At 66.6% G+C, this 21,503-nt stretch carries 21 protein-coding genes; 7 read left to right on the top strand and 14 right to left on the bottom strand.

What is annotated here, in order from left to right; all coding sequences use genetic code 11:
* Both Q0Q36_RS09490 and Q0Q36_RS09485 read left to right on the top strand, forming a co-directional pair.
* On the top strand, positions 1–1,206 hold the full coding sequence (locus tag Q0Q36_RS09490; RefSeq protein WP_293797656.1) for an amidohydrolase/deacetylase family metallohydrolase: 1,206 nt from the start codon (positions 1–3) through the stop codon (positions 1,204–1,206).
* Positions 1,207–1,255: 49 nt separating this feature from the next.
* A complete protein-coding gene (locus Q0Q36_RS09485) occupies positions 1,256–2,098 on the top strand; it encodes an IclR family transcriptional regulator (RefSeq protein WP_293797655.1) in 843 nt (280 codons plus the stop codon).
* A 76-nt stretch (positions 2,099–2,174) separates the two neighbouring features.
* On the opposite strand, the gene Q0Q36_RS09480 is transcribed toward Q0Q36_RS09485, so the two are convergent.
* Positions 2,175–3,482, bottom strand: coding sequence for an amidase family protein (locus tag Q0Q36_RS09480; RefSeq protein WP_293797653.1), 1,308 nt, complete (start codon positions 3,480–3,482; stop codon positions 2,175–2,177).
* A gap of 263 nt (positions 3,483–3,745) precedes the next feature.
* On the opposite strand from Q0Q36_RS09480, the gene Q0Q36_RS09475 reads away from it, so the two are divergent.
* Positions 3,746–5,206: an NAD-dependent succinate-semialdehyde dehydrogenase gene (locus Q0Q36_RS09475; RefSeq protein WP_293797651.1), complete on the top strand. Its 1,461-nt coding sequence runs from the start codon at positions 3,746–3,748 to the stop codon at positions 5,204–5,206.
* An 86-nt stretch (positions 5,207–5,292) separates the two neighbouring features.
* Here Q0Q36_RS09475 and Q0Q36_RS09470 read toward each other — a convergent pair whose 3' ends face one another.
* The 13 genes from Q0Q36_RS09470 to Q0Q36_RS09410 all read right to left on the bottom strand — a co-directional run bounded on the left by Q0Q36_RS09470 (position 5,293) and on the right by Q0Q36_RS09410 (position 17,763).
* On the bottom strand, positions 5,293–6,171 hold the full coding sequence (locus Q0Q36_RS09470; protein WP_293797649.1) for a MipA/OmpV family protein: 879 nt from the start codon (positions 6,169–6,171) through the stop codon (positions 5,293–5,295).
* Between the two features lie 16 nt (positions 6,172–6,187).
* Positions 6,188–7,564: a sigma-54 dependent transcriptional regulator gene (locus tag Q0Q36_RS09465; RefSeq protein ID WP_293797647.1), complete on the bottom strand. Its 1,377-nt coding sequence runs from the start codon at positions 7,562–7,564 to the stop codon at positions 6,188–6,190.
* Positions 7,561–9,276, bottom strand: a complete 1,716-nt coding sequence (locus Q0Q36_RS09460; protein ID WP_265059135.1) for an ATP-binding protein — start codon at positions 9,274–9,276, stop codon at positions 7,561–7,563. Before Q0Q36_RS09460 ends, Q0Q36_RS09465 begins: the two co-directional genes overlap by 4 nt.
* A gap of 31 nt (positions 9,277–9,307) precedes the next feature.
* Positions 9,308–9,730 (bottom strand): DUF2147 domain-containing protein, encoded by a 423-nt coding sequence (locus tag Q0Q36_RS09455; RefSeq protein WP_293797645.1) that lies wholly within the window; start codon positions 9,728–9,730, stop codon positions 9,308–9,310.
* Positions 9,717–10,124, bottom strand: coding sequence for an EamA family transporter (locus tag Q0Q36_RS09450; protein WP_293797644.1), 408 nt, complete (start codon positions 10,122–10,124; stop codon positions 9,717–9,719). Before Q0Q36_RS09450 ends, Q0Q36_RS09455 begins: the two co-directional genes overlap by 14 nt.
* Positions 10,121–11,278 carry a GNAT family N-acetyltransferase gene (locus tag Q0Q36_RS09445; protein ID WP_293797642.1) on the bottom strand — a complete coding sequence of 386 codons (1,158 nt, stop codon included), beginning with the start codon at positions 11,276–11,278 and terminating at the stop codon, positions 10,121–10,123. Before Q0Q36_RS09445 ends, Q0Q36_RS09450 begins: the two co-directional genes overlap by 4 nt.
* The gene (locus Q0Q36_RS09440) at positions 11,275–12,138 is read right to left on the bottom strand and encodes an alpha/beta fold hydrolase (protein WP_293797640.1); all 864 of its coding nucleotides are present in this window, start codon (positions 12,136–12,138) and stop codon (positions 11,275–11,277) included. The genes Q0Q36_RS09445 and Q0Q36_RS09440 overlap by 4 nt, the downstream gene beginning before the upstream one ends.
* The gene (locus Q0Q36_RS09435; protein WP_265059130.1) at positions 12,138–12,500 is read right to left on the bottom strand and encodes an EamA family transporter; all 363 of its coding nucleotides are present in this window, start codon (positions 12,498–12,500) and stop codon (positions 12,138–12,140) included. Before Q0Q36_RS09435 ends, Q0Q36_RS09440 begins: the two co-directional genes overlap by 1 nt.
* Positions 12,497–13,414: an arginase gene (locus tag Q0Q36_RS09430; protein ID WP_293797637.1), complete on the bottom strand. Its 918-nt coding sequence runs from the start codon at positions 13,412–13,414 to the stop codon at positions 12,497–12,499. The genes Q0Q36_RS09435 and Q0Q36_RS09430 overlap by 4 nt, the downstream gene beginning before the upstream one ends.
* A gap of 17 nt (positions 13,415–13,431) precedes the next feature.
* The gene (locus tag Q0Q36_RS09425) at positions 13,432–14,874 is read right to left on the bottom strand and encodes an aminotransferase class III-fold pyridoxal phosphate-dependent enzyme (protein ID WP_293797635.1); all 1,443 of its coding nucleotides are present in this window, start codon (positions 14,872–14,874) and stop codon (positions 13,432–13,434) included.
* On the bottom strand, positions 14,867–15,565 hold the full coding sequence (locus Q0Q36_RS09420; RefSeq protein WP_293797633.1) for an MtnX-like HAD-IB family phosphatase: 699 nt from the start codon (positions 15,563–15,565) through the stop codon (positions 14,867–14,869). The genes Q0Q36_RS09425 and Q0Q36_RS09420 overlap by 8 nt, the downstream gene beginning before the upstream one ends.
* 181 nt (positions 15,566–15,746) lie before the next feature.
* A complete protein-coding gene (locus Q0Q36_RS09415) occupies positions 15,747–17,111 on the bottom strand; it encodes a sensor histidine kinase (RefSeq protein ID WP_293797631.1) in 1,365 nt (454 codons plus the stop codon).
* On the bottom strand, positions 17,098–17,763 hold the full coding sequence (locus Q0Q36_RS09410; RefSeq protein ID WP_293797629.1) for a response regulator transcription factor: 666 nt from the start codon (positions 17,761–17,763) through the stop codon (positions 17,098–17,100). The genes Q0Q36_RS09415 and Q0Q36_RS09410 overlap by 14 nt, the downstream gene beginning before the upstream one ends.
* Positions 17,764–17,868: 105 nt before the next feature.
* Here Q0Q36_RS09410 and Q0Q36_RS09405 point away from each other — a divergent pair, with 105 nt between their 5' ends.
* From Q0Q36_RS09405 to Q0Q36_RS09390, 4 genes are all read left to right on the top strand, one after another.
* Positions 17,869–18,648, top strand: coding sequence for an ABC transporter ATP-binding protein (locus tag Q0Q36_RS09405; protein ID WP_293797627.1), 780 nt, complete (start codon positions 17,869–17,871; stop codon positions 18,646–18,648).
* A gap of 16 nt (positions 18,649–18,664) precedes the next feature.
* Positions 18,665–19,531: an ABC transporter permease gene (locus Q0Q36_RS09400; protein WP_293797625.1), complete on the top strand. Its 867-nt coding sequence runs from the start codon at positions 18,665–18,667 to the stop codon at positions 19,529–19,531.
* A gap of 48 nt (positions 19,532–19,579) precedes the next feature.
* A complete protein-coding gene (locus tag Q0Q36_RS09395) occupies positions 19,580–20,599 on the top strand; it encodes an ABC transporter substrate-binding protein (protein WP_293797623.1) in 1,020 nt (339 codons plus the stop codon).
* Positions 20,600–20,708: 109 nt separating this feature from the next.
* Entirely contained in the window at positions 20,709–21,479 is a 771-nt protein-coding gene (locus Q0Q36_RS09390) for a DeoR/GlpR family DNA-binding transcription regulator (RefSeq protein WP_293797622.1), read from the top strand.
* The last annotated feature ends 24 nt before the right edge of the window (positions 21,480–21,503 follow it).

Raw genomic sequence — 21,503 nt, 5'->3', positions numbered from 1 at the left:
ATGACATCTGCCACGCGGCAGCCACTGCTGATCGCCAATGTGAAGCCGGTCGCCTTCGGGCCGGCCATCCCCACCACAGCTACCGACATCCTCGTCGGCGGCGAGGGCAAGATCGCGGCGATCGGTGCGGGGCTGGCTGCCCCAGCCGATGCGGAGCGCGTCGACGGCAAGGGCGCCTTCGTCTCGCCGGGCTGGGTCGATCTCCATGTCCATGTCTGGCATGGCGGCACCGACATTTCGCTCCGGCCCAGCGATTGCGGAGCCGAGCGCGGCGTCACCACCATGGTCGATGCGGGCTCGGCCGGCGAAGCCAATTTCCACGGCTTCCGCGAGTATGTCATCGAGCCGGCGCGCGAGCGGATCAAGGCCTTCCTCAATCTCGGCTCGATCGGGCTGGTCGCCTGCAATCGGGTGCCGGAGCTGCGCGACATTGGGGATATCGATCTCGACCGCATCATCGAATGCTATGCCGAGAACAGCGAGCACATCGTCGGCCTCAAGGTGCGGGCGAGCCATGTCATCACCGGCTCCTGGGGCGTGACGCCGGTCAAGCTCGGCAAGAAGATCGCCAAGATCCTGAAGCTGCCGATGATGGTCCATGTCGGCGAGCCGCCTGCCCTCTATGACGAGGTGCTGGAGATCCTCGGACCGGGCGACGTCGTCACCCATTGCTTCAACGGCAAGGCCGGTTCGAGCATCCTGGAAGACGAGGACCTGTTCAAGCTGGCCGAACGCTGCGCGGCCGAGGGCGTGCGGCTCGATATCGGCCATGGCGGCGCCTCCTTCTCCTTCAAGGTGGCGGAGGCTGCGATCGAGCGCGGGCTGATGCCGTTCTCGATCTCGACCGATCTGCACAACCGCTGCATGAACTTCCCGGTCTGGGACCTGGCGACGACGATGTCGAAGCTGCTGTCGGTCGGCATGCCCTTCGACGCCATCATCCAGGCCGTGACCCACGCTCCGGCCTCGGTGATCAAGCTCGACATGACCGACCGGCTGACCGTCGGCCAGCGCGCCGATTTCACGATCTTCGACATCATCGACAGCGATCTGGAAGCGACCGATTCAAATGGCGACGTCTCGAAGCTGACCCGGCTGTTCGAGCCGCGCCATGCGGTGATCGGCGCGGAAGCAGTCACCGCCAGCCGCTATGTGCCGCGCCCACGCCGGCTCGTCCGGCACAGCCACGGCCTGTCGTGGCGTTGACTTGTGTCTTGGCGTTGACTTGGCGAGCCGTAGGTACGAAAGCGCAGGTATGAGCAAGGCCCCGACGACGCAGGATGGCGAAGGCGCACCGGAACCGACCGGACAGCGGCGCTCGCGCGTCAGCGGCATCGACCGAGCCGTGCAGATCCTCGACCATCTCCAGCAGGAGGGCCGGGCGCTGACCGCCTATGAGATCGCGCGCGCGATCGGCGCACCGCTCTCGACGGTCTATGCCATCGTCGAGGACCTGCTGGACAAGAGCCTGCTGGCACGTTCCGGCGACAGCGGCGTCTGGCTCGGACCGCGGCTCTATCACTACGGCCTCGCCTATGCCCGCGATCTGCAGGTCATCAATGTCGCGACGCATGAGATGCATGTGCTGGCGCGCGAGGTCGGCGAGACCGTGCAGATCTGTGGCCGCGACGGCGGCATGATGGTGGTCGAGGCCATGGCCGAGGGCCCCGGCCATTTCGTCATTACCTCGCGCGTCGGCACGCGCGTGCCGTTGAACTGGACGGCTTCAGGCCGGCTGCTGGTCGCCGGGCTCGACGAAGCCGAGCGGACAGCACTCTTCCGCAAGAGCGCCAAGGCGTCGCCGACCGGGCGCGCCGTCACCGATCTCGCCACCTTGCTTGCGCAGGCGCGCGACTCGCTTGCTGCAGGCGTCTCGATCCAGGCCGGGGAGTCGGATTACGCCGTCGCGTGTATCGCGGCACCTGTGCTGGACGAAGCCGGCGCCTGCCCGATCACGGTCTCGATCGTCCTGCCCGAGTTCCGCGTGAACGAGGAGCACGCGAATTTCGTCGAGGCGGTGAAGGCCGCGGCCCGTCGCATCGAGGAGAAGCTCGGCTGGCGCATGGGCTCCTTCGCCACCAGCCGCAAGCTCGGTTGAGACTTCGGGAATTCCCGCCTGAACCTCAAGCCAGTGCGGAAAGGAGGCCGGTATATCCGGCCTCCGTCGTCGTTCGTCAGCGGTTGAGGGCCGCCTCTACGCTCGCGGCGATCGCCAGCAGCGCGCGGTCCGCGCCGCGCCGGCCGATCAGCATCATGCCAACCGGGAGCGCGCCGGCCGGAACCGGCAGAGGCAGCGAGAGCGACGGCGTATCCAACAGGTTGCCAACGCGCGGATTGCGCAGCACGAGGCCATTGGCGTGGTGGAAGCCGGCATCATCGGCGACCGAGGACAGAAGCGGCGCGCGGATCGGCGTCGTCGGCAGCAAATAGACCGTATCTTCGGTCATCGAGGCTGCGAAGGCCGCGACCGCCGCTGCGCGGCGGCGCTGCATGCGGACATAATCGATGCCGAGGATGCCCGCACCGGCCTCGATGCGCACACGCGTCTTGGGATCGACCTCGTCGAGGCCGGCCACGCCGAGATCGCGCAAGGTCGCGCCCAGCTCGATCGAGGGAAAGCCACCGATCTTATCGAGCGCGGCCAGCGCATCGAGGCTCGGGTCGAGCGAGCCGTCCTCGATCTTCAGACCGGCACGCCGCAGCCGCTCCAGCCCGGCCTCGAAAGCCTCGGCGACTTCAGGCTCCATCGCATCGAACAGGCGGCCCCGCGCGACCACGAAGCGGGCTTGCGGCCGCAGTGAAAGCGGCTCCGGCGCCTCTCCGGCGAGGACGGCGTCGGTCATCGCGCAATCGGCGACGCTCAGGGCGATCGGGCCGACCGTGTCGAGTGTGCTGGAGAGGGAGAAGGCGCCGCTCGTCGGGACGCGGCCGGAGGTGGGCTTGAAGCCAACCGCGCCGGTCAGGGCCGAGGGGATGCGGATCGAGCCGCCGGTATCGCTGCCGATCGCGATCTCGGCCATGCCGTCCACCACCGAAACCACGGCGCCGGAGGAGGAACCGCCGGGCACGCGGTTGCGGTCATGCGGATTGCCGGCGACAGGGTCATGCGCGTTGGTGCCGAGCGCCGAGAAGGCGAATTCCGTCATCTGCGTCTTGCCGACAATGACGGCGCCGGCAGCGCGCAGGCGCTGCACGATCGGGGCATCGGCCATGGCAGCCGGCTGGCGGCGCAGCACGGCCGCACCGGCACGCGTCGTCTCGCCGGCCACGTCGAACAGATCCTTGATCGAGACGATGCGCCCGTCCAGCGGCCCCAGCGGCTTTCCGGCAGCGATCCGCGCGTCGGACGCCGCCGCCTCGCGCCGCGCCGACGCCTCATAGAGAACTGTGAACACCTTCCCGCCTTCGCGCCTGGGATCCCGGATCCGGGCGAGTGCCTGGTCGAGGCGCTCTGCAGCGGACGGGCGGGGGCTATCGGTCATCGGAGCACCTTTCTCACGCCTCGGAATCAATCGCGGCGCATGACGAGGACCATAGCCCGAGCGCCGCCGTCCGGAACAGCTTGCCGTCATGTCCCGACGGCAGCGGATCCCTGCGCAAGCCGAGGCGTCGGCTTGTTCCCATGACGCCGGCCGCCGACTAGAAAGGGCACATGAGGTCTCGTCAGAAGAGCCTCGGACGATGCGTGCCCCGCAATCTGCGAGGACACGCGGCCATGGTGCCCGCTTTTATGAAAGGCTGTCTCATGTCTCAGTGGAGCGATTTCAGGCGGGACGCGATCTTCGTCGGCGGGCGCTGGCTGGACCAGGCGTCGGGCGGGACGATCCCCGTGACCGATCCGGCCACCGGCCAGACGATCGGCTCGGTGCCCTCGGCCGGCGTGGAAGAGACGCGCGCCGCGATCGAGGCCGCGCATGCCGCCTTCCCGGCCTGGGCCGCCAAGACCGCGCAGGAGCGCGCGGTGCTGCTGCGCAGGCTCGCCGACGAGATCATGACGCACCAGGATGCGCTGGCCGAGCTCCTGACCCGCGAGCAGGGCAAGCCCCTGGCCGAGGCGAAGGGCGAGGTCGGCATGAGCGCGGCCTATGTGCTCTGGTTCGCGGAGGAAGCCCGGCGCGTCTACGGTGACGTCATCCCCTCGCCCTGGGCCGACCGGCGCATCATCGTGACCAAGCAGCCGCTCGGCGTGGTCGGCGCGATCACACCCTGGAACTTCCCCTCCTCGATGCTGGCCCGCAAGATCGGCCCGGCGCTGGCAGCCGGCTGCACCGTCGTCGCGAAGCCTGCATCGCAGACACCCTATTCGGCCCTGGCCTGGGGCATCCTTGCCGAAAAGGCCGGCATTCCGGCCGGCGTCGTCAATGTCGTGACGGGTGACGCCCGCGCGGTCGGCGGCGAGCTCACCGGCAATCCGCTGGTGCGCAAGATCACCTTCACCGGCTCCACCCCGGTCGGGAAAGTGCTGCTGAAGCAGGCGGCCGAGACGGTGAAGAAGGTCTCGATGGAGCTCGGGGGCAATGCGCCCTTCATCGTCTTCGACGATGCCGATCTCGACCGCGCGGTCGAAGGCGCGATGGCCGCCAAATTCCGCAACTCCGGCCAGACCTGCGTCTGCACCAACCGCTTCTACGCGCAGGCCGGCATCTACGACGCCTTCGTCGAGAAGCTCGCGGCCGCGACCCGCAAGCTCACGCTCGGCTCGGGGCTGGAGGCCGGCGTGACGCAGGGCCCGCTGATCGACGACAAGGCGCTTGCCAAGGTCGAGGAGATGGTCGCCGACGCCAAGGCCAAGGGCGGCACCGTCGCGACCGGCGGCAAGCGTTCGGATCTGGGCCTGAGCTTCTACGAGCCGACCGTGATCGCGGGCGCGACCAGCGCCATGCAGTTCGCGCGCGAGGAGATTTTCGGGCCGGTCGCACCAGTCTTCCGCTTCGAGACCGAGGACGAGGCGATCCGCCTCGCCAACGACACCGAGTACGGGCTCGCCTGCTATTTCTACACACGCGACCTCGGCCGCACCTTCCGGGTCTCGGAGGCGCTGCAATACGGCATCGTCGGCGTGAACGAGGGGCTGGTCACCACCGAGGTCGCGCCATTCGGCGGCGTCAAGGAATCGGGATTGGGCTCGGAAGGCTCGAAATACGGCCTGCAGGATTATCTCGACGTGAAATACACCTGCATCGGCGGCATCGGCGCAGGACGTTAGAATCTGCGCGGGCGCTTGCCCCAGCAGCCCCTGTCATTCCGGGGCGCGCCTGGGGCGCGAACCCGGAATGACTGGGGCGTTGCCTCTCAGGGATTGATCGTGAAGGAATAGGTCGCGCCCACGCCGACCGTGACCTGATCGCGCTGGCCGACCGTCTGCACCAGCGGCGAACGGGCTGCCTCATCGATCAGGCGATCATAGCGGGCAAACAGGGTGGTCGACCAAGCGTCCGACCACGCATATTCCACCGCCGCCGCTGCGCCGACGCTCTTGGCGCCAGCGGAGGGCCGGTACGGCGCCAGGAAGCCGTTTGCCAAGGACTCCCTGGGAGTTACGCCGAAATTGCGACGCATATAGGCCGCATTGCCGAGGGTGAACCTCGGCCCGCCGGACAGCGTGAAACGGCCGAACTTCTCAACCCAATCCGCGGAGAAATCCGCAACCATGCCGTGGTGGCCATGGAAACCCTGACGCACCTCCACACGCGTGCGCAGACGCTCCAGGATCGGCCAGAATTCGGCGAAGACGCCGCCCTCGACCGTCCACGGTATATCCCGCATGCCGAAAAGGCGGCGCTCCGAGGACGAGTAGCGCCCCGCCCGCCAGCTTGCGGCAAGGCCGAAACTGAAACGATCGCTCTCGTAGAGCGCATAGTCGAAGCTGTCGTCCGGCGCGCTGAAGCCCTCCGGCTCGCCGACGCGGCGCCAGGTGACCGAGGGCATAAAGGACGGACCTGCCCCATTGGCCCCGTCGTATTTGGGACCGAGCTGCAGCGAACCGCCGACCGAAATGACCCAGCCCTTCGCCGGAGTCGGGTCCGTCAGCGCCGGCGTAGCCTCTTCGGCAGCGGCTGTCGTGATCGAAAGCAGGACCAGCCCGCCGACCCATCCAAAGCGATGACGCAACACCCGCTCCTCACGCGCCCGGCGGGCGCCCGATGTCCTGATGATCGATGCTTGCGCCATGATTGTTGCAGCGACCTTAATCCGCGACGGTCCGATTCAACCGGATATCGAGTTTCTTGATGCGGTGCCAGAGGCTCCGCTCCGCGATACCCAACATCCGCGCGGCCTTGACCTGAACCCCGTCGCTGCGACGCAGGGCTTCGAGGATGAACTCGCGTTCGATCCGTTCGAGCTCGGCATCGAGATCCTGCGGCAGGCCATCGCGACCGGCGCGACGCTGCCCTTCGAACAGGTCCCTCGGCAAGTCCTGAACGTCGATCACGGCCGTCTTGGCGACGATCAGCGCGCGTTCGATGCAATTATGCAACTCGCGGATATTGCCCGGCCAGCCGTGCGACGCCATGGCGGCCAGCGCGGCGGGCGAGAAGCCCGAGACGCGCTTTCCGACGGCTTCGGAAAGCGCCGCGAGAAAATGCGCGGCCAGCAGCGGAATGTCCTCGGAACGCTCGCGCAGCGCCGGCAAGCGGATGGGGAAGACGTTCAGACGATAGAACAGGTCCTCGCGGAAATTCCCCTGCTCGACCGCCTGCCGGATATCCTTGTGGGTCGCGGCGACAAGCCGGACATCGACGGCCTGGCTGCGATTGGCGCCCACCGGCTCGAAGCTGCGCTCCTGCACGACGCGCAGAAGCTTTGCCTGGATGGCGAGCGGCATGTCACCGATCTCGTCGAGGAAGAGCGTGCCGCCATCGGCCGCCGCGAAACGGCCAATACGGTTGGAGACCGCTCCGGTGAAGGCGCCCTTGACGTGCCCGAACAGTTCGCTCTCGAGCAAGGTCTCGGGAATCGCGGCGCAATTGACCGCGATAAAGGGCCGCGTCCGCCGCGGGCTGTTGAAATGGATCGCGCGCGCGACGAGCTCCTTGCCGGTGCCGCTCTCGCCGTTGAGCATCACCGTCGCCCGGGTCTCGCAGACCTCGGTGACCTGCTCGATGACACGGCGGAACGAAGCACTGTTGCCGACGAGCGTATCGAAGCTATGGCGTCCCTCCAGCTCGGTGCGCAGGCGCTCGTTGTCGCGCACCACATCAGCCAGGCGCAGCGCCCGCCGGATCGTCGCTGCGACATCCTCAATCTCGAAGGGCTTGGCGATATAGTCGAACGCGCCTTCCTTGACGAGTTCCACCGCGTCGCGCACCGCGGCGAAGGCCGTCAGGATGATGACCGGCATGTCGGGCCAGCGGCTGCGTGCCTCACGCAACAGCCCACGCCCGTCCATCACCGGCATGCGCAGATCGGTCAGCACGAGATCGAAGCGCGACTGCTCCAGCGCCAGCAGCGCGGCCTTCGCGCTCGTCACCGCGGTCGCGCTGTAGCCGAGATCCTCCAGCGCAGCGGCCAGCACGTCACCCAGCCGCTCCTCGTCGTCGACCACCAGGATGGAATGGCTCATGGGGTCCCTCCCATCCCGGCGCGCGGCAGCGAGAGGACGAAGACCGCGCCTTGCCCTTCCTCGCCTTCGCAGCTTGCCGTTCCGCCATGCGCGACCGCCACGCCCTGCACCTTCGCCAGCCCCAAGCCCGTCCCCTTGACCTTGGTGGTGAAGAACGGATTGAAGATCTCCGTGCGGATCGCCTTCGGCACGCCCGGGCCTTCGTCGCTGATCGCCAGCGATACGTTCTTCGCGTCGGCAGTCAGATTCGCGAAGATCGTGCCACCTGCGGGCATGGCATCCATCGCGTTCAGGACCAAATTGAGGCAGGCCTGATGGAGCTGGTCGGCATCGCCCAGAATCGCGGCGCCACCGCTTCCATCCTCGACGCGCAGGACGATATTGCGCCGCGCCAGCTCCGGCTCGGCGATGGCCGCGACCCTGTCGATGACGTTGCGCAATGGAAAGCGGCTCTGGACCAGGGGGCGCGGCTGGGCGAAGTCGAGAAACTCACGCATCAGCGTCTCGATGCGGCGGACCTCGTCGATGACGTAGCCTAGCATCTTCGCCTCGGTATCGCCGAGCTTGGCGCGGTTGCGCACCACTTCGGTCGAGGTCTTGATGATACCGAGCGGGTTGCGGACCTCATGCGCGATGACCATCGCTGCCTGCCCCAGCGCCGAGAGCCGGTCGCTGCGCCGCAGCTCCATCTCCAGTTCGTGCAGCTTGCCCAGCTGCTCCGCCATGCCGTTGAAGCCATTGGCAAGCTCGGCGATCTCGCGCCCGCCGCCGACGCCGACGCGCTGACCGAAATCGCCTGCGGCAATCGCCCTGACGCCACGCGTCAGGGCGCGCAGCGGGCGCACCAGCACGTCGGACATCAGGCTGCCGACGAGCGCCGCGATGAAACAGCCGATCAGGAAGATGCCCAGGAACAGGCGCTCGCGGCCGAGCTGCTCGAAGAAGCCTGCCTCGCTGCGCATGCCGATGAAGCTGATCGCGGCGAGCTTGCCATCGATGCCGCGAAACCCGGCATAGACGGCCCGGTAGGCGCCCGAGCCGGCATCCGGGTCGAAGATCTCATCCTCGCCCGCATCGAGCCGCGCCCGGATTTCGCTGGGCACCGTGACCGGGTGGTCGGGATGCGTCTGCACCACCGGCTCCAGCTCTCCGTCGAAATCGGAGAACAGGCGCACATCGAGCGAGGTCACGACCTTGATGCCGCCGAGATAGCTGTCGTCGAGCCAGGAACCGACCAGGAGATTGGCCGGCTGGCCGTTGATCTGCACGGATTGCACCGCACCCGCCATGATCCAGCGCTTGTTGTCGGCCGAGATCTTGAACAGCCCGAGCCCCGTCTTCTCGGGCAGGGAGCCGATCGACGAAAAGCGGCGCGAGGAAAAGATCAATTCGCCGCCGGGCCGGTAGATCGCGATGAGATCGTAGCCGACCGAGTTCAGCACCGCGAACTCGCGCTCGACGGTACGCTGCATCCTGGCATCGTCGGCGCTGTGCTCGAGCCGATGCCCGATCACGCCGGCAACGCGCTGCGCCTCTTGCGCGGCTTCGGAGACCTCGAGCGCGAAGAAGCGCGAGGTTTCCCGCAGCCAATGCCCGACATTGTCCTCGAACGTGTCCGAGATCAGCTTCGCCGCGATGAAGGCAGAGGCCAGCATCGCCGGCACGCTGACCAGCATGAAGCCGATAACCAGCCGGAGCCTCAGCGACGTCATCCGCGCGCCCCCATGAGGCTGCAGCGGCGCCTCACGGCTGCCGCGTCCAGGTGTCGTCGTCACAGATCAGGCCGCCGAGCACGCAGCCGCGGACCACCAGCGCATCCGGCGCCGACAGCTCCAGCGTGGTCCGATACGTCTTCCCGTCCGCGGGATTATAGCCGTTGCCGGTCAAGATTCCATTCGCATCCGGGGCAAAGCCGCTGAGCACCTGCATTCCCATGAGCGAACGGGTGCGCAGCTCTTCCTTCGGATTGAACCGATCGATGCGCGGCTCCTTCAGCCAGACGATCTTGCCGCACAGCGCTGCCCCACAACGGGCGATAGCGATTTCCGACTCGCCGTCGGAATCGCGCCAGCGACCGACCACCTGCGTCATCGGATCGGCATGGGCGGGGATCGCTGCCGCTAGCGCCCCCGCCAAAACCAAGCTCCGCAAGCTACGCCACTTCATGTCCATCCTCCGAACCGAGCAGGATGACGCCGAAGATGATCAGGGCAATGCCGCCAGCGCGCAACAGGCTGATATGTTCACCGAAGGCGCCCCAGGCGAAAAGCGGCACCGTGATATAGACGAGGCCGGTCATCGGGAAGGCTCGGCTCAGCGGCATGTCGCGCAGGATCGCCATCCAGACCAGGAAGGTTCCGAGATAGCCGATCACGGCGAACCAGACGCCGGGGAGCGTCACCGAGCGCGCCAGCATCTCAAGGCCGAAATCCATGTCGCCGAGCCCATCAGCGCCCCATTTGAAGGCGATCTGGGTCCCGGTATCCAGCCCGATGAAGGCGAGCCAGATCAGAATCTGGCGCCAGCGGGCGGGCGCCTCGGACGGCGCGAGGGCACTCATGCGGCCTTCCTTTCAACATGCCGGACCAGATCGTGATCGAAACGGTCGAAGCCAAGCCAGGGGCTCAGGCGACGCAGCACCCATTGCAGCGGCGCGGCTCGATGGCGGACATAGATCGTCGACGGGACGAGGCGGCTGCCGAAGCGAAGCTTCGATGCATAGGCCGTTTGGCCACTCTGGAACAGCTTGATACCCCGGTCGAGGCAGAAGCGAATATTCGCCATCCAGCTGACCACATAGAGATTATGCTCGCGCGCCAGCGGATAGCGCATCCCCAGGAACTTATCGATCACGCGATCGGCCTCGACCAGCAGCAGGTTGAAGGCCGCGAGTTCCTGGCCAACCCAGTAGAGCGCGAAGACGGCCCGCTCCCCGAGCGCGCGGGAGATCGCAGCGAAATAGCCCGGCGGCAGAAGTTCCAGGTCGCCATAATCCAGGCCGCTCTGCGCACGCGTCTCTTCATAAAGAGAATCGATTTGATCAGCCAAAGTGCTGATATCGCTTCGGAACTCGATTCGAACGTTGTCGGCCTTGGCGAGCTTGCGCCTGATATCCTTGCGGGTCGGAGCCGAGAGCGAGGCCAGATAAGCAGCCTCATCCGCATAAGGCAGATCGAGCACGGCGACAGGCAGGCTCGTGATCTGGGCGAAGCCCAGTTCGGGCAGGAAACCGGCCTCGCGATCCTCGACCGGCGCCAGGTCCTTCCAGACCGAGAGATGAGCGCGTTCGAGCGTGACCTGGCGCTGGAGCGCATCGGCCACGCAAGCGAAGGCAGCGGCGCGGCCCGCCGCGTCGAGCCTTGCCGCGAAGCCGAGATGGCAGCGCTCGGCATAGGGCGAGCCGACGCAGAGCGCCTTCAGGGTGACGAGCCCCGGCAGATGGCGGAACAGCGCATCGCCCAGGCGGCGCATCCGGCCTTGCAGCGGCGTGTCGAGCCGGTAGTTCAGGCGGAAGAACGGGGCGACGGCCACGATCTCGCCTTCCGCTTCCACAACGATCGCGGCCATGCGCAAACCGATGCCGGAGGCCGCAGCCGCCGTTTCACAGGCGACGTAATAGGCATGGCACTCAGCCTCTCCCGGCAGGCAAGCATCCCAGGCAGCGGCATCGATATCCGCCACGCTGGCCACGATCCGGGCCGAAAACGGGCTCATTCCGCAGCAACGACGCGCAGCTCGACCGCCTTCTCGTGAGCGGCAGCCGCCTCCAGCCGCGCCGCCAGGGCGAGCGAACGCTCGATGACGATGTCCCGCTGCTGGTCGATCGTCACGAGATGGTAGCTGTCGTCCAGGATGACCGCGTCGACGAGCCCACCCAGATGGCGCTGGATGTAGAAGGCGTTGGACAGGCTCGCGATATCGTCCTCGCGCGCGTGAAGAAGCAGGGCCGGGCAGCGGATCGTCGGCATCTCGCGCCGCGTCTGCGCGATCAGCGCCCACATCTGCTGGAGCGCGCCCGAAGGCGTGCCGAGCAGGCCGGCCTCGGCGCTGTTGCCGCGCGTGATCGCGGCCGTGATCACCGAGCGGGCTCGCAGGTCCTTGACGCCATAAGGCTCGCGCTCGACGAAGCTGTAGCGACGGGCAAATGGCGTCTTGATCAGCCACTTGAGCAGGAACGAATAACGCGGGATCGACCAGCCGTCGTACCAGAGCGTCGGCGCGTAAAGCGCGAGGCCATCGACACCTTCGGGGCGCGCCGCGGCGACATGCATCGCCATCACCGCACCCATCGAGAGTCCGCCGACGATGACGCGGTCGCAGATGGCGCGCATGCGGTCGAGCTCGTCGAAGACGCTCCGGGCCCAGTCGCGCCAGCCGGTCGCCAGCAATTCGGCCTCACCGGCGCAATGCCCGGCGAGCTGGGGGCAGTGCACGGTATGGCCGGCGCGATGGAGCGCGCGCGCCACCACCCGCATCTCGACCGGCGTGCCGCCAAGGCCGTGGATCAGCAGGAAGCCGGTGCGGCCGCCAGGATAGCGCAGGCTGAAATCAGGCGTCGTCACGTCTTGTTCCATCAGACTGTTCCCGCGACGATGACCACGCCGCACGTAATGAAGCAGGCACCAAGCCATTGCCGCGAGCCGACACGCTCTCCAAGGAAGACGGCGCTGGCGAAGGTGATGGCAAGGAAGTTCAGGCTGGCGATCGGGAAAGCGATCGAGAGCGGCACCTCGGCGAGGATGCGCAGCCAGATGAAGAATTCGGCGACATAAGTCGCGATGCCGGCGAGCGCCCAGCCCGAGCGTCCGAGCGCAGTGGCCATCTCACGCCAATTGCCGCCATCAGGCAGCTTGTCGGCGCCAAGTTTCAGGCAAAGCTGGCCGACCACGTCGCAGACGATCGAGAGGATGAACCAGAGCACGATGGTCAGTGTCATGACAGCACCTGCGCGAAGCAGTCGATGAGTTTAGCATTCACCCGCGCGTTGACGGCAAGGTCTTTGGCCGAAGGGCGCAATCGCGGCGGATGGTCGAAATAGGCGAGCGTCGCCCGGAAGGGGTCGGCGAAGCGCGGCTCCGACCAGTCGCCGCAGACATCGACGCCCGCGATCCGGCGCTCGCCGGCAAGGCGCTCGATGGCTGCGATCAGATGGTCCAGCGGCAGGCTGCCCTGGTCCCAGTTGGTCAGGGCATCGGTGCGGCCGAGCACATCCTTGTCGATGGTCAGCCAGACGGCGCGGGTCGGGATCGCCTCGACGAGCTCGTCGAGGAAGTCCGTCCAGCTTTCATCCGCCAGATTGCGCCAGTGGAGATGGCCGCCCTCCTGCCGGTAGCAGCGCGTGCGGCCGTAACGCCCCCAGACGCGTGAGGGCGGGTGCCGCCAAGGATAGAGCACGATGCGCCCGTCACGAACCGCGTCGAGATTGGCGAATTGCAGTTCGGGCCGGACCAGATCGTCGCTGCAGGGGCCGATGGTCACGACCTTGCGGACATGCGGCAATTCCAGCGCCCGGTTGACCCAGGCGCCGCAATTGACCGTCGCCGGGAAGCGCACCCAGTCGGGATGGTTGTCGAAATGCACGATGGTCAGGGGCTCGTCCAGCGCCGCCACGAGACCCGCGGTCAGGTGATGGAAATCACCCGACCCGTAGAAGGTCACCGTGGTCTTGCCGCCGGCCGCGGATTGCAGCCGGGTGGCCAGATCCTGCAGCGCCGACCGGCTGGCGACGATGCGCAGTCGCTTGGCGAGATCGGCGGCATCGATGCGGTTCGCGGTGCCCGCATCGATACGTTGACGAAGCGGCTCCTGCGCCGCCAGGCTGCCGTCGAGATCGATGACCCGCAATCGCAACGTCGCCTCGGCCTGGTTCAGGCTGTCGCGACGCGGGCGAAGAGCTGGTCGAGCAGCGCGATCGCCAGGTCGATCTCGGCGTAGCTCATGGTCAGAGCCGGCGCGAGGGTGATGACGTTCTTGTAGTAGCCGCCGATGTCGAGCACGAGCCCGTAACGCTTGCCGGCGATCTCGAGATCGGCCTTCATGCCCTCGTCGCACATCAGGTCGACGAGGCGCTTCGACGGCGTGTAGCTGTCATGCGGCTCGCAGATCTCGATGCGCAGCGCCATGCCGAGGCCATCGACCTCGCCGACGATCTTGTGGCGGCGCTTGAGCTCCTGGAGGCCGGCAAGGAAATGCTTGCCCTTGGCCATGACCATGGTCTCGTAGTCTTCCTCCTCCATCATCTTCATCGCTTCCAGCGCGACGGCAGTGCCGAGCGGGTTGGCGTTGAAGGTCGAGTGGGTGGAGCCCGGCGGGAAGACGGTCGGGTTGATCAGCTCTTCCTTGGCCCAGACGCCGGAGAGCGGGTTCAGGCCGTTGGTGACGGCCTTGCCGAAGACGATCACGTCCGGCTGCACGCCGAAATGCTCGATCGACCAGAGCTTGCCCGTCCGGTAGAAGCCCATCTGGATCTCGTCGACGACCAGCAGGATGCCATGGTCGTCGAGGACCTTCTTCAGGCCGGTGAAGAAGTTCGGCGGCGGGATGACGTAGCCGCCCGTGCCCTGCAAGGGCTCGACATAGAAGGCGGCGTATTCGGCCTCGCCGACCTTGGGATCCCAGACACCGTTATATTCGCTCTCGAAGAGCCGGGCGAATTGCTGCACGCAATGCTCACCGTACTCCTCCTTGCTCATGCCCTTCGGCCCGCGGAAGTGGTAGGGGAACGGGATGAAATGGGCGCGCTCGCCGAAATGGCCGAAGCGGCGGCGATAGCGATAGGAGGAGGTGATCGCGGAGGCGCCGAGCGTGCGCCCGTGATAGCCGCCCTCGAAGGCGAACATCAGGCTCTTGCCGCCCTTGGCGTTGCGCACGAGCTTCAGCGAATCCTCGACCGCCTGCGCGCCGCCGACATTGAAATGGACGCGGCCCTTGGTGCCGAACTTGCGCTGGGCATCCTTGGCGATCATCGCCGCGAGCTCGATCTTCTCGCGATGGAGATACTGGCTGGCGACCTGCGGCAGCGTATCGATCTGGCGCTTCAGGGCGTTGTTGAGGCGCGGGTTGGCGTAGCCGAAATTGACCGCCGAATACCACATCTGCAGGTCGAGGAAGCGGTTGCCCGCCGCGTCGAGCATGAAGGAGCCCTCGCAGCCCGAGAAGATCTTCGGGAACTGCGTGTAGTGGACCGTGTCGCCATGCGAGCAGTACTCGGCCTCGAGCGCGAGCAGGCGCGCCTCCTCGGCCGCAAGGCCGGCGAGGTTCACCGAGGCAGCAGCCGCCAAGCGGTCCTGCTGAAGAACGCCGTCATCCATCGATCTTGTCCTTGAGGTGGTGGCTCGCCACGGCCGGGACGACGCCCGTCAGCATCTCTTCCAGGAGACGCGCCGCATCGGCGAGCTGGGAAAAGGCGTGGTGCTCCACGCCTGCCTGGACGCAATGCGCGACCAGGCCGTTCTTGGCGAAGACGAGATCAGCCCGCTCCGCGATGCAGAAATCCGAGCGGCCATCGCCGACCAGGATGGTCGCAGGCCGGCCGAGGCTGCGCGCCACACCGCATTTACAGGTGCCGCTGGCGCAGCTTCCGTCGCGGGCCGCATGCGGCGAGGTCAGGCGCCAGCGATCCCCGCCGATCGGCTCGATATGGTTGGCGATGACTGGAAGCTCGGTCAGGCCGGCGCGACGCAGCAGGGTGCGGATCGTGCGGTCGAGACCGTCCGAGACCACCGTGACCGGAACGCCGTGGCGCATGCAGGTGCGGACGAAGGCGACGAAGCCCCAGTCGATCTCGAAGCTTTCGACGAAGGTGTCGAGCACGTCGGGCGAGACATGGAGCAGCGCGATCTGGCGCTCCATGCATTCGCGCGAGCCGATCCGGCCCGCAACCCAGTCCTCCTCGATCGCCTCCCAGCCGGGCTCGGCGAAACGCGCGAGAATCCGGTCGGTCGTATCCGCCAGGGAGATCGTGCCGTCAAAATCGACAATCGCCTGCCACTGCATCTGCATCGAAAGCCTCGCTTTTTTCACGAGCCCCTCGGCAAAGCCCGTGCCAAGATCCAAGGCGTTGATTTATATAATATTATTTTGCCGGAGTTAAAACCCGCATCACCCGAATTTGAGGGCGGCTCCAAATTTTGTAGCATCAACCCGGAGGCGAGCATCGCTGACCGGGTGCAAGGGCAGCCTTCTACGAGCGGCCGAGTTCCAGCCGCACGCGCGTCATGCCTTCCTCCCGGGACACCGTCAGCTTTCCGCCATGGGCTTCAGCGACCTCCGTCGCGATCGAGAGACCGAGCCCGGAGCCGGAAGAGTCCGTCCCCTTGGCGAAGGGGCGCGCCAGCTCCGCGATCGGAGCGGCGAACCCTTCTCCGTCATCGGCGACCTCGATCCAGGCGCTCCCTGCCCCCTCGCCCACCGCTACGACGAGCCGGCTGCGGGCGCCGTGCTTCAGCGCGTTGTCGATGAGGTTCCCCAGGGCCTCGCGCAAGCTGACCGCATCGCCGTTTACCACCGGCGAGCCTTCTGCCGGCTCGAAAGCAATATCGACCTCACGCGAGAGCGAGAGCGGCACGGCCTTGGCCAGCACGGCCTTGGCCAGCTCGTTCAGGTCGACCGGCGCCGCCGTGGCCGCATCCTTCCGGTGGATCACCATCGCATGGTCGAGCAACTGCCCGGTCAGGCGGCCGAGCTCAGCCGTGCGCTCATGGATGCGCTTGACGGTATCGGCCTTGCGCCGGGAAGCGGGCGTGCCGACCAGAATCTCGACCTGGGCGTCGAGGGCGGCGAGCGGCGTGCGAATCTGATGCGCGGCATCGGCGATGAAGCGCTGCATGATCGCCATCCGTTCGGAAAGACGGCGCATGAAGTCGTCGATCGCCTCGACGAGATTGCGGATTTCCTTGGGCGGCTCGGCCTCGATCGGGCGCAGGTCGTCGGGCCGCCGGCTGGCGATCTCGCGCTCGATGCGGGTCAATGGCTTCAGCGCCAGCGTCACCGCATAGGCGGCTGCGAGCAACGCCAGCACGCTCATCACGGCGATGACGCCGAGTGCCTTGAGCGTCAGGTCGCGCGCCAGCGCGCGCCGGGCATCGGTCGTCTGGGCCACGACGATCGTCGACCAGTTGTTGGTTCCGGGCATGTCGATCTGCCGGGCGAGCGTCGCGATGCGCACCGGCTGGCCCTGATAGGTACCGTCTTCGAGAACGACGCCGGCACGGGTCTCCACCGGATCGGCGTCCGATACGAGGTCCTCATAGCCGGCGACGACGATGCCGCGCGGATCGACCACCTTGTAGAAGACGAGGTCGTAATCGGCGAGGGTCGCGATCGTGGAGACCGGCGGTTCGACAGTGACGACGCCGCCCTGGACATAGACATTCTCGGCGATCTGCACCGCACCGCCGCGCAGCAAGCGGTCATAGGCCTGCTGGGCCGCGAGCGAGGAGGAATGCCAGGCGGCAGCACCGAGCACGACGGCGCCGGCCGCCAGCACCGCCGCGAGCACCGCGATGATGCGGAAACGCAGCGACAGGCGCAGCTCAGACAACCGCAAGCTGATACCCCAATCCGCGCAGGGTCCTGATCTCGACCGAGGCATCGGCGAGCTTGCGACGCAAGCGTGCGACGAACTGCTCGACCGCGTTGGGGCTCGCTTCCTGATCGAAATTGAAGAGCTGCTCGACCAGTTCCTCCTTCGGCACGATACGGTCCGGACGCGCGGCGAGGATTTCGAGAACCGTCAATTCGCGTCGCGTCAGGTTGAGCGGCCGGTCATTGACGCTGGCGACGCGCCCCGCCCGATCGATGACCAGAGGCCCGACGCGCAACAGGTTGTCGGATTGGCCAACGCTGCGTCGCAACAGCGCCCGCGCGCGGGCCTCGAGCTCGCCATAGTCGAAGGGTTTGACCAGGTAATCGTCGGCGCCGAGATCGAGCGCGCCAATCCGCTCGTCCACGGCCGAGCGAGCCGTCAGCACCAGCACCGGCGTCTTCAGGCGCCGCGCCCGCATCTGCCGGAGCACCGCCAGGCCGTCCTGGCCGGGCAAGCTGAGATCGAGCACGACGAGGTCATAGGCCTGCACATGCAGGAGCTCGGCCGCCGTGATGCCGTCCTGCTCCCAGTCGACGGCGTGACCGATCTTCTCCAGCCGCATCACCACGGCCTCCGCGATATCGGCGGTGTCCTCGACGACCAGTACGCGCAAGCAGATCTCCCTTCCGGCTCCGAGTCAGGCTGGAGTCAGTCTCGCAGATTATCACCCTCGGCAAGCGCCCATAAGTGCGCAAGGAAACGAAACAAGGGAGGGTACATGCTGGCCCCATTCGACGCTGCAACTGCGACTCCGCTCCTCTCGGTGAAGGGCGTGACGCTGCAATACAAGACGCCCGACGTGGTGGTGACCGCGACGCGGCGCGTCTCCTTCGATGTCTATCCGTCCGACCGCTTCGTCCTCCTCGGCCCGTCCGGCTGCGGCAAGTCGACCCTGCTCAAGGCGATCGGCGGCTATCTCACGCCGGTCGAAGGCGAGATCAGCCTGAAGAGCCGCAAGGTCTCCGGCCCCGGACCGGACCGGATGATGGTGTTCCAGGAATTCGACCAGCTCCTGCCCTGGAAAACGGTGCGCGAGAACGTCGTCTTCGCGCTGACGGCCTCGGGCCGCGCCACGCAGGCCGAGGCCGAGGAGCGCGCCCGCTCCTATATCGACAAGGTCGGCCTCTCCAAGTTCATCGACAGCTATCCGCATATGCTGTCCGGCGGCATGAAGCAGCGCGTCGCGATCGCGCGCGGCATGGCAATGGAGCCGGACGTCCTGCTCATGGACGAGCCCTTTGCAGCGCTCGACGCCCTCACCCGCCGCAAGATGCAGGACGAATTGCTGCGGCTCTGGGACGACACCAAGTTCACCGTGCTCTTCGTCACCCATTCGATCGAGGAGGCGATCAAGATCGGTACCCGCATCCTGCTGCTCTCGCCGCATCCCGGCGAGGTCAAGGCCGAGCTCAACAGCGTGCCGCCCGAGGAGATGGGCACCGGCAAGCAGGCCGCGCTCGAAACGCGTATCAACGACATGCTGTTCGCGCATCATTGAACCGGAGGAGACCGACATGACCGACCTCGTCAGCTTCCGTCCGGAAATCATCCGCGACGTCAATTCCAGCGATGCTCCCGTCGTCGCCAAGACCATCGGCTGGGCCGAGCGGGTCTATCGCATCGGCTTCGTCCGCAAGGGCCTGATTCTCGCCGTGCTCGCCCTCGCTTGGGAGGCCTATGGCCGCTGGCTCGGCAATCCGCTGCTCTTCCCGACCTTCGGCCAGACGGTGCAGGCCTTCGTCGAGAACATCGCCAACGGCGTCATCCCGCAGCGCATGCTGGTTTCGCTGCAGACCCTCGTCATCGGCTACGGCATCGGCATCGTGCTCGCCGCCCTGCTGACGACGCTCGCCATCGGCTCGCGCATCGGCGCCGACCTCCTGGAAACCCTGACCTCCATGTTCAACCCGCTGCCGGCGATCGCGCTCCTGCCGCTGGCGCTGATCTGGTTCGGGCTCGGCACCGGCAGTGTGATCTTCGTGCTCGTCCATTCCGTGCTCTGGGCGATCGCGCTCAACACCCATGCCGGTTTCCGTTCGGTCTCGAACACACTGCGCATGGTCGGCCAGAACTATGGCCTTCGCGGCCTGAAGCTGGTGCGGCTCATCCTGATCCCGGCCGCCTTCCCGGCGATCCTGACCGGCCTCAAGGTCGGCTGGGCCTTCGCCTGGCGGACCCTGATCGCGGCCGAGCTCGTCTTCGGCGTCTCCTCGGGCTCGGGTGGCCTCGGCTGGTTCATCTTCGAGAACCGCAACCAGCTCGAAACGGCGAATGTCTTCGCCGGCCTGTTCACCGTGATCCTGATCGGCCTCTTCGTCGAGAACGTCATCTTCGCCGCGATCGAGCGCAAGACGATCCGCCGCTGGGGCATGCAGCACTAAAACGGGAACTTAGAAGGCCGAACGGCCACCAATCGGAGGAGAATACCCATGGCATTCAAGACATTCCTGCGTACCGCCTTCACGGTCGCTGCGCTCGGCGCGGCGCTCGCCACCGCCCCGGCCCGCGCCGAGGTCTCGGAAGTCCGCATTTCCAAGGGCTTCGGCATCCTCTACCTGCCGCTCTTCGTGATGCAGGACCAGCAGTTCCTCGAGAAGCGCGCCAAGGCCGCCGGTCTCGGCGACATCAAGGTGACCTGGCTGATGCTCGACGGCGGCAACGTCATCAACGACGCGATGATGGCCGGCACGCTCGATTTCGCCGGCACCGGCGCGCCGGGCTTCGTCACGCTCTGGGCCAAGGCCAAGGGCATTCCGGGCGTCGAGGTCGTCGGCGTCTCCGGCATGAGCTCGACCTCGCTCTGGCTGATGTCGAACAAGCCGGAGCTCAAGTCGCTGAAGGACTTCACGGCGACCGACAAGATCGCGCTGCCGGGCATCAAGACCTCGCTCGCCGCCGTCGTGCTGCAGATGATCGCCGCCAAGGAGTTCGGCGATGCCGGTTACGCCAAGATGGACCCGATGACCGTCAGCCTGCCGCATCCGGAGGCGCTGGCCGCGCTCGTCGGCGGCAAGACCGAGATCAAGGCGCATTTCACCTCGCCGCCCTTCCAGTACATCGAGGCCAAGAGCCCCGGCATCCACCGCGTGCTCAACTCGGTCGACTATCTCGGCAACCTGACGCTCGACGTCACCTTCGCGCCGAAGAAGTTCGTCGACGCCAATCCGAAGATGACCCAGGCCTTCATCGACGCGATGGACGACGCCAACGCGCTGATCGAGAAGGACAAGAAGCTCGCCGCCGAGATCTTCGCCAAGGCCTCGAAGGTGAAGATCGACGCCGCCGAGGTTCAGGAGATGATCGAGGACAAGGACGCCCGCTTCACGGCAACGCCCGAGGGCGTGATGAAGTTCGCCGAGTTCATGCACAAGGCCGGTTCGATCAAGGTGAAGCCCACAAAGTGGAGCGACATGTTCGTGCCGCAGCTCGCCGGCCGTTCGGGCAGCTAAACGCAGCGACATCCGGCCTCGGACGCTTTCGGGAAGGGCGCGGCTTCGAGGAGCCGCGCCCTTTTGCGTTGCGATTGCCAAGGCCCGAGCAAATTCATATGCCGGTGCCATGACACGCGACATCGCAGCGCGACGGCACCACGCCATCCTGGCGAAGCTCGACGAGACCGGCTCCGTCACCGTCGAGGAGCTGGCGCAGGCGCTCGACGTCTCGCGCGAGACGGTCAGGCGCGATCTCAAGGCTTTGTCGGCGGGCGGGTCGCTGGCCATCGTCCATGGCGGCGCGATCCGCAATGAGCGTTCGGAGGCCTCCTTCGCCAGCCGCCGCACCGTGAACCGCGCCGGCAAGGAGGCGATCGCCGATCTCGCGGTCTCGCTGATCGGCGATGGCATGACCATCCTGCTTGATTCCGGCACGACGACCGAGGCCTTGGCACGGGCGCTCGCACGCTCCGACCGCAAGCGCCTGATCGTGCACACGACCTCGCTGGAGAATGCCCGGCTCGTCAGCCGCCTTACGGGCACGCGCGTCTTTCTGATCGGCGGCGAGTTCGACCGCAACGAGGATGCGACCACCGGGTCGGAGACGCTCAGGGCGATCGCGCGGCTCTCCGCCGATTTTGCCTTCGTCAGCGTCGGCGGCGTCGGCCCGGACGGGCACCTCACCGACTATACCCGCGCCGGCGCCGCGACCCGAACCGCCCTGCTGAACGCCGCCGAGCAGGGCTACCTGATGGCTGATCACAGCAAGTTCGGGCTCGTCCTGCCCAGCCGCATCGGGGGCGACAAGCCTTGCGCCGGCCTGCTGGTCGACCAGGCTCCACCTGCCCCGCTCGCTGCGAAACTGTCGGAGCAAGGGGCCCGAATCCACGTTGGATGAATTGCCCGTTTTTGTGGTTTTTTG

Source organism: uncultured Allobosea sp., assembly GCF_945957345.1.
GTDB lineage: Bacteria > Pseudomonadota > Alphaproteobacteria > Rhizobiales > Beijerinckiaceae > Allobosea.
This window is presented reverse-complemented; position numbering and strand designations above follow the sequence as displayed.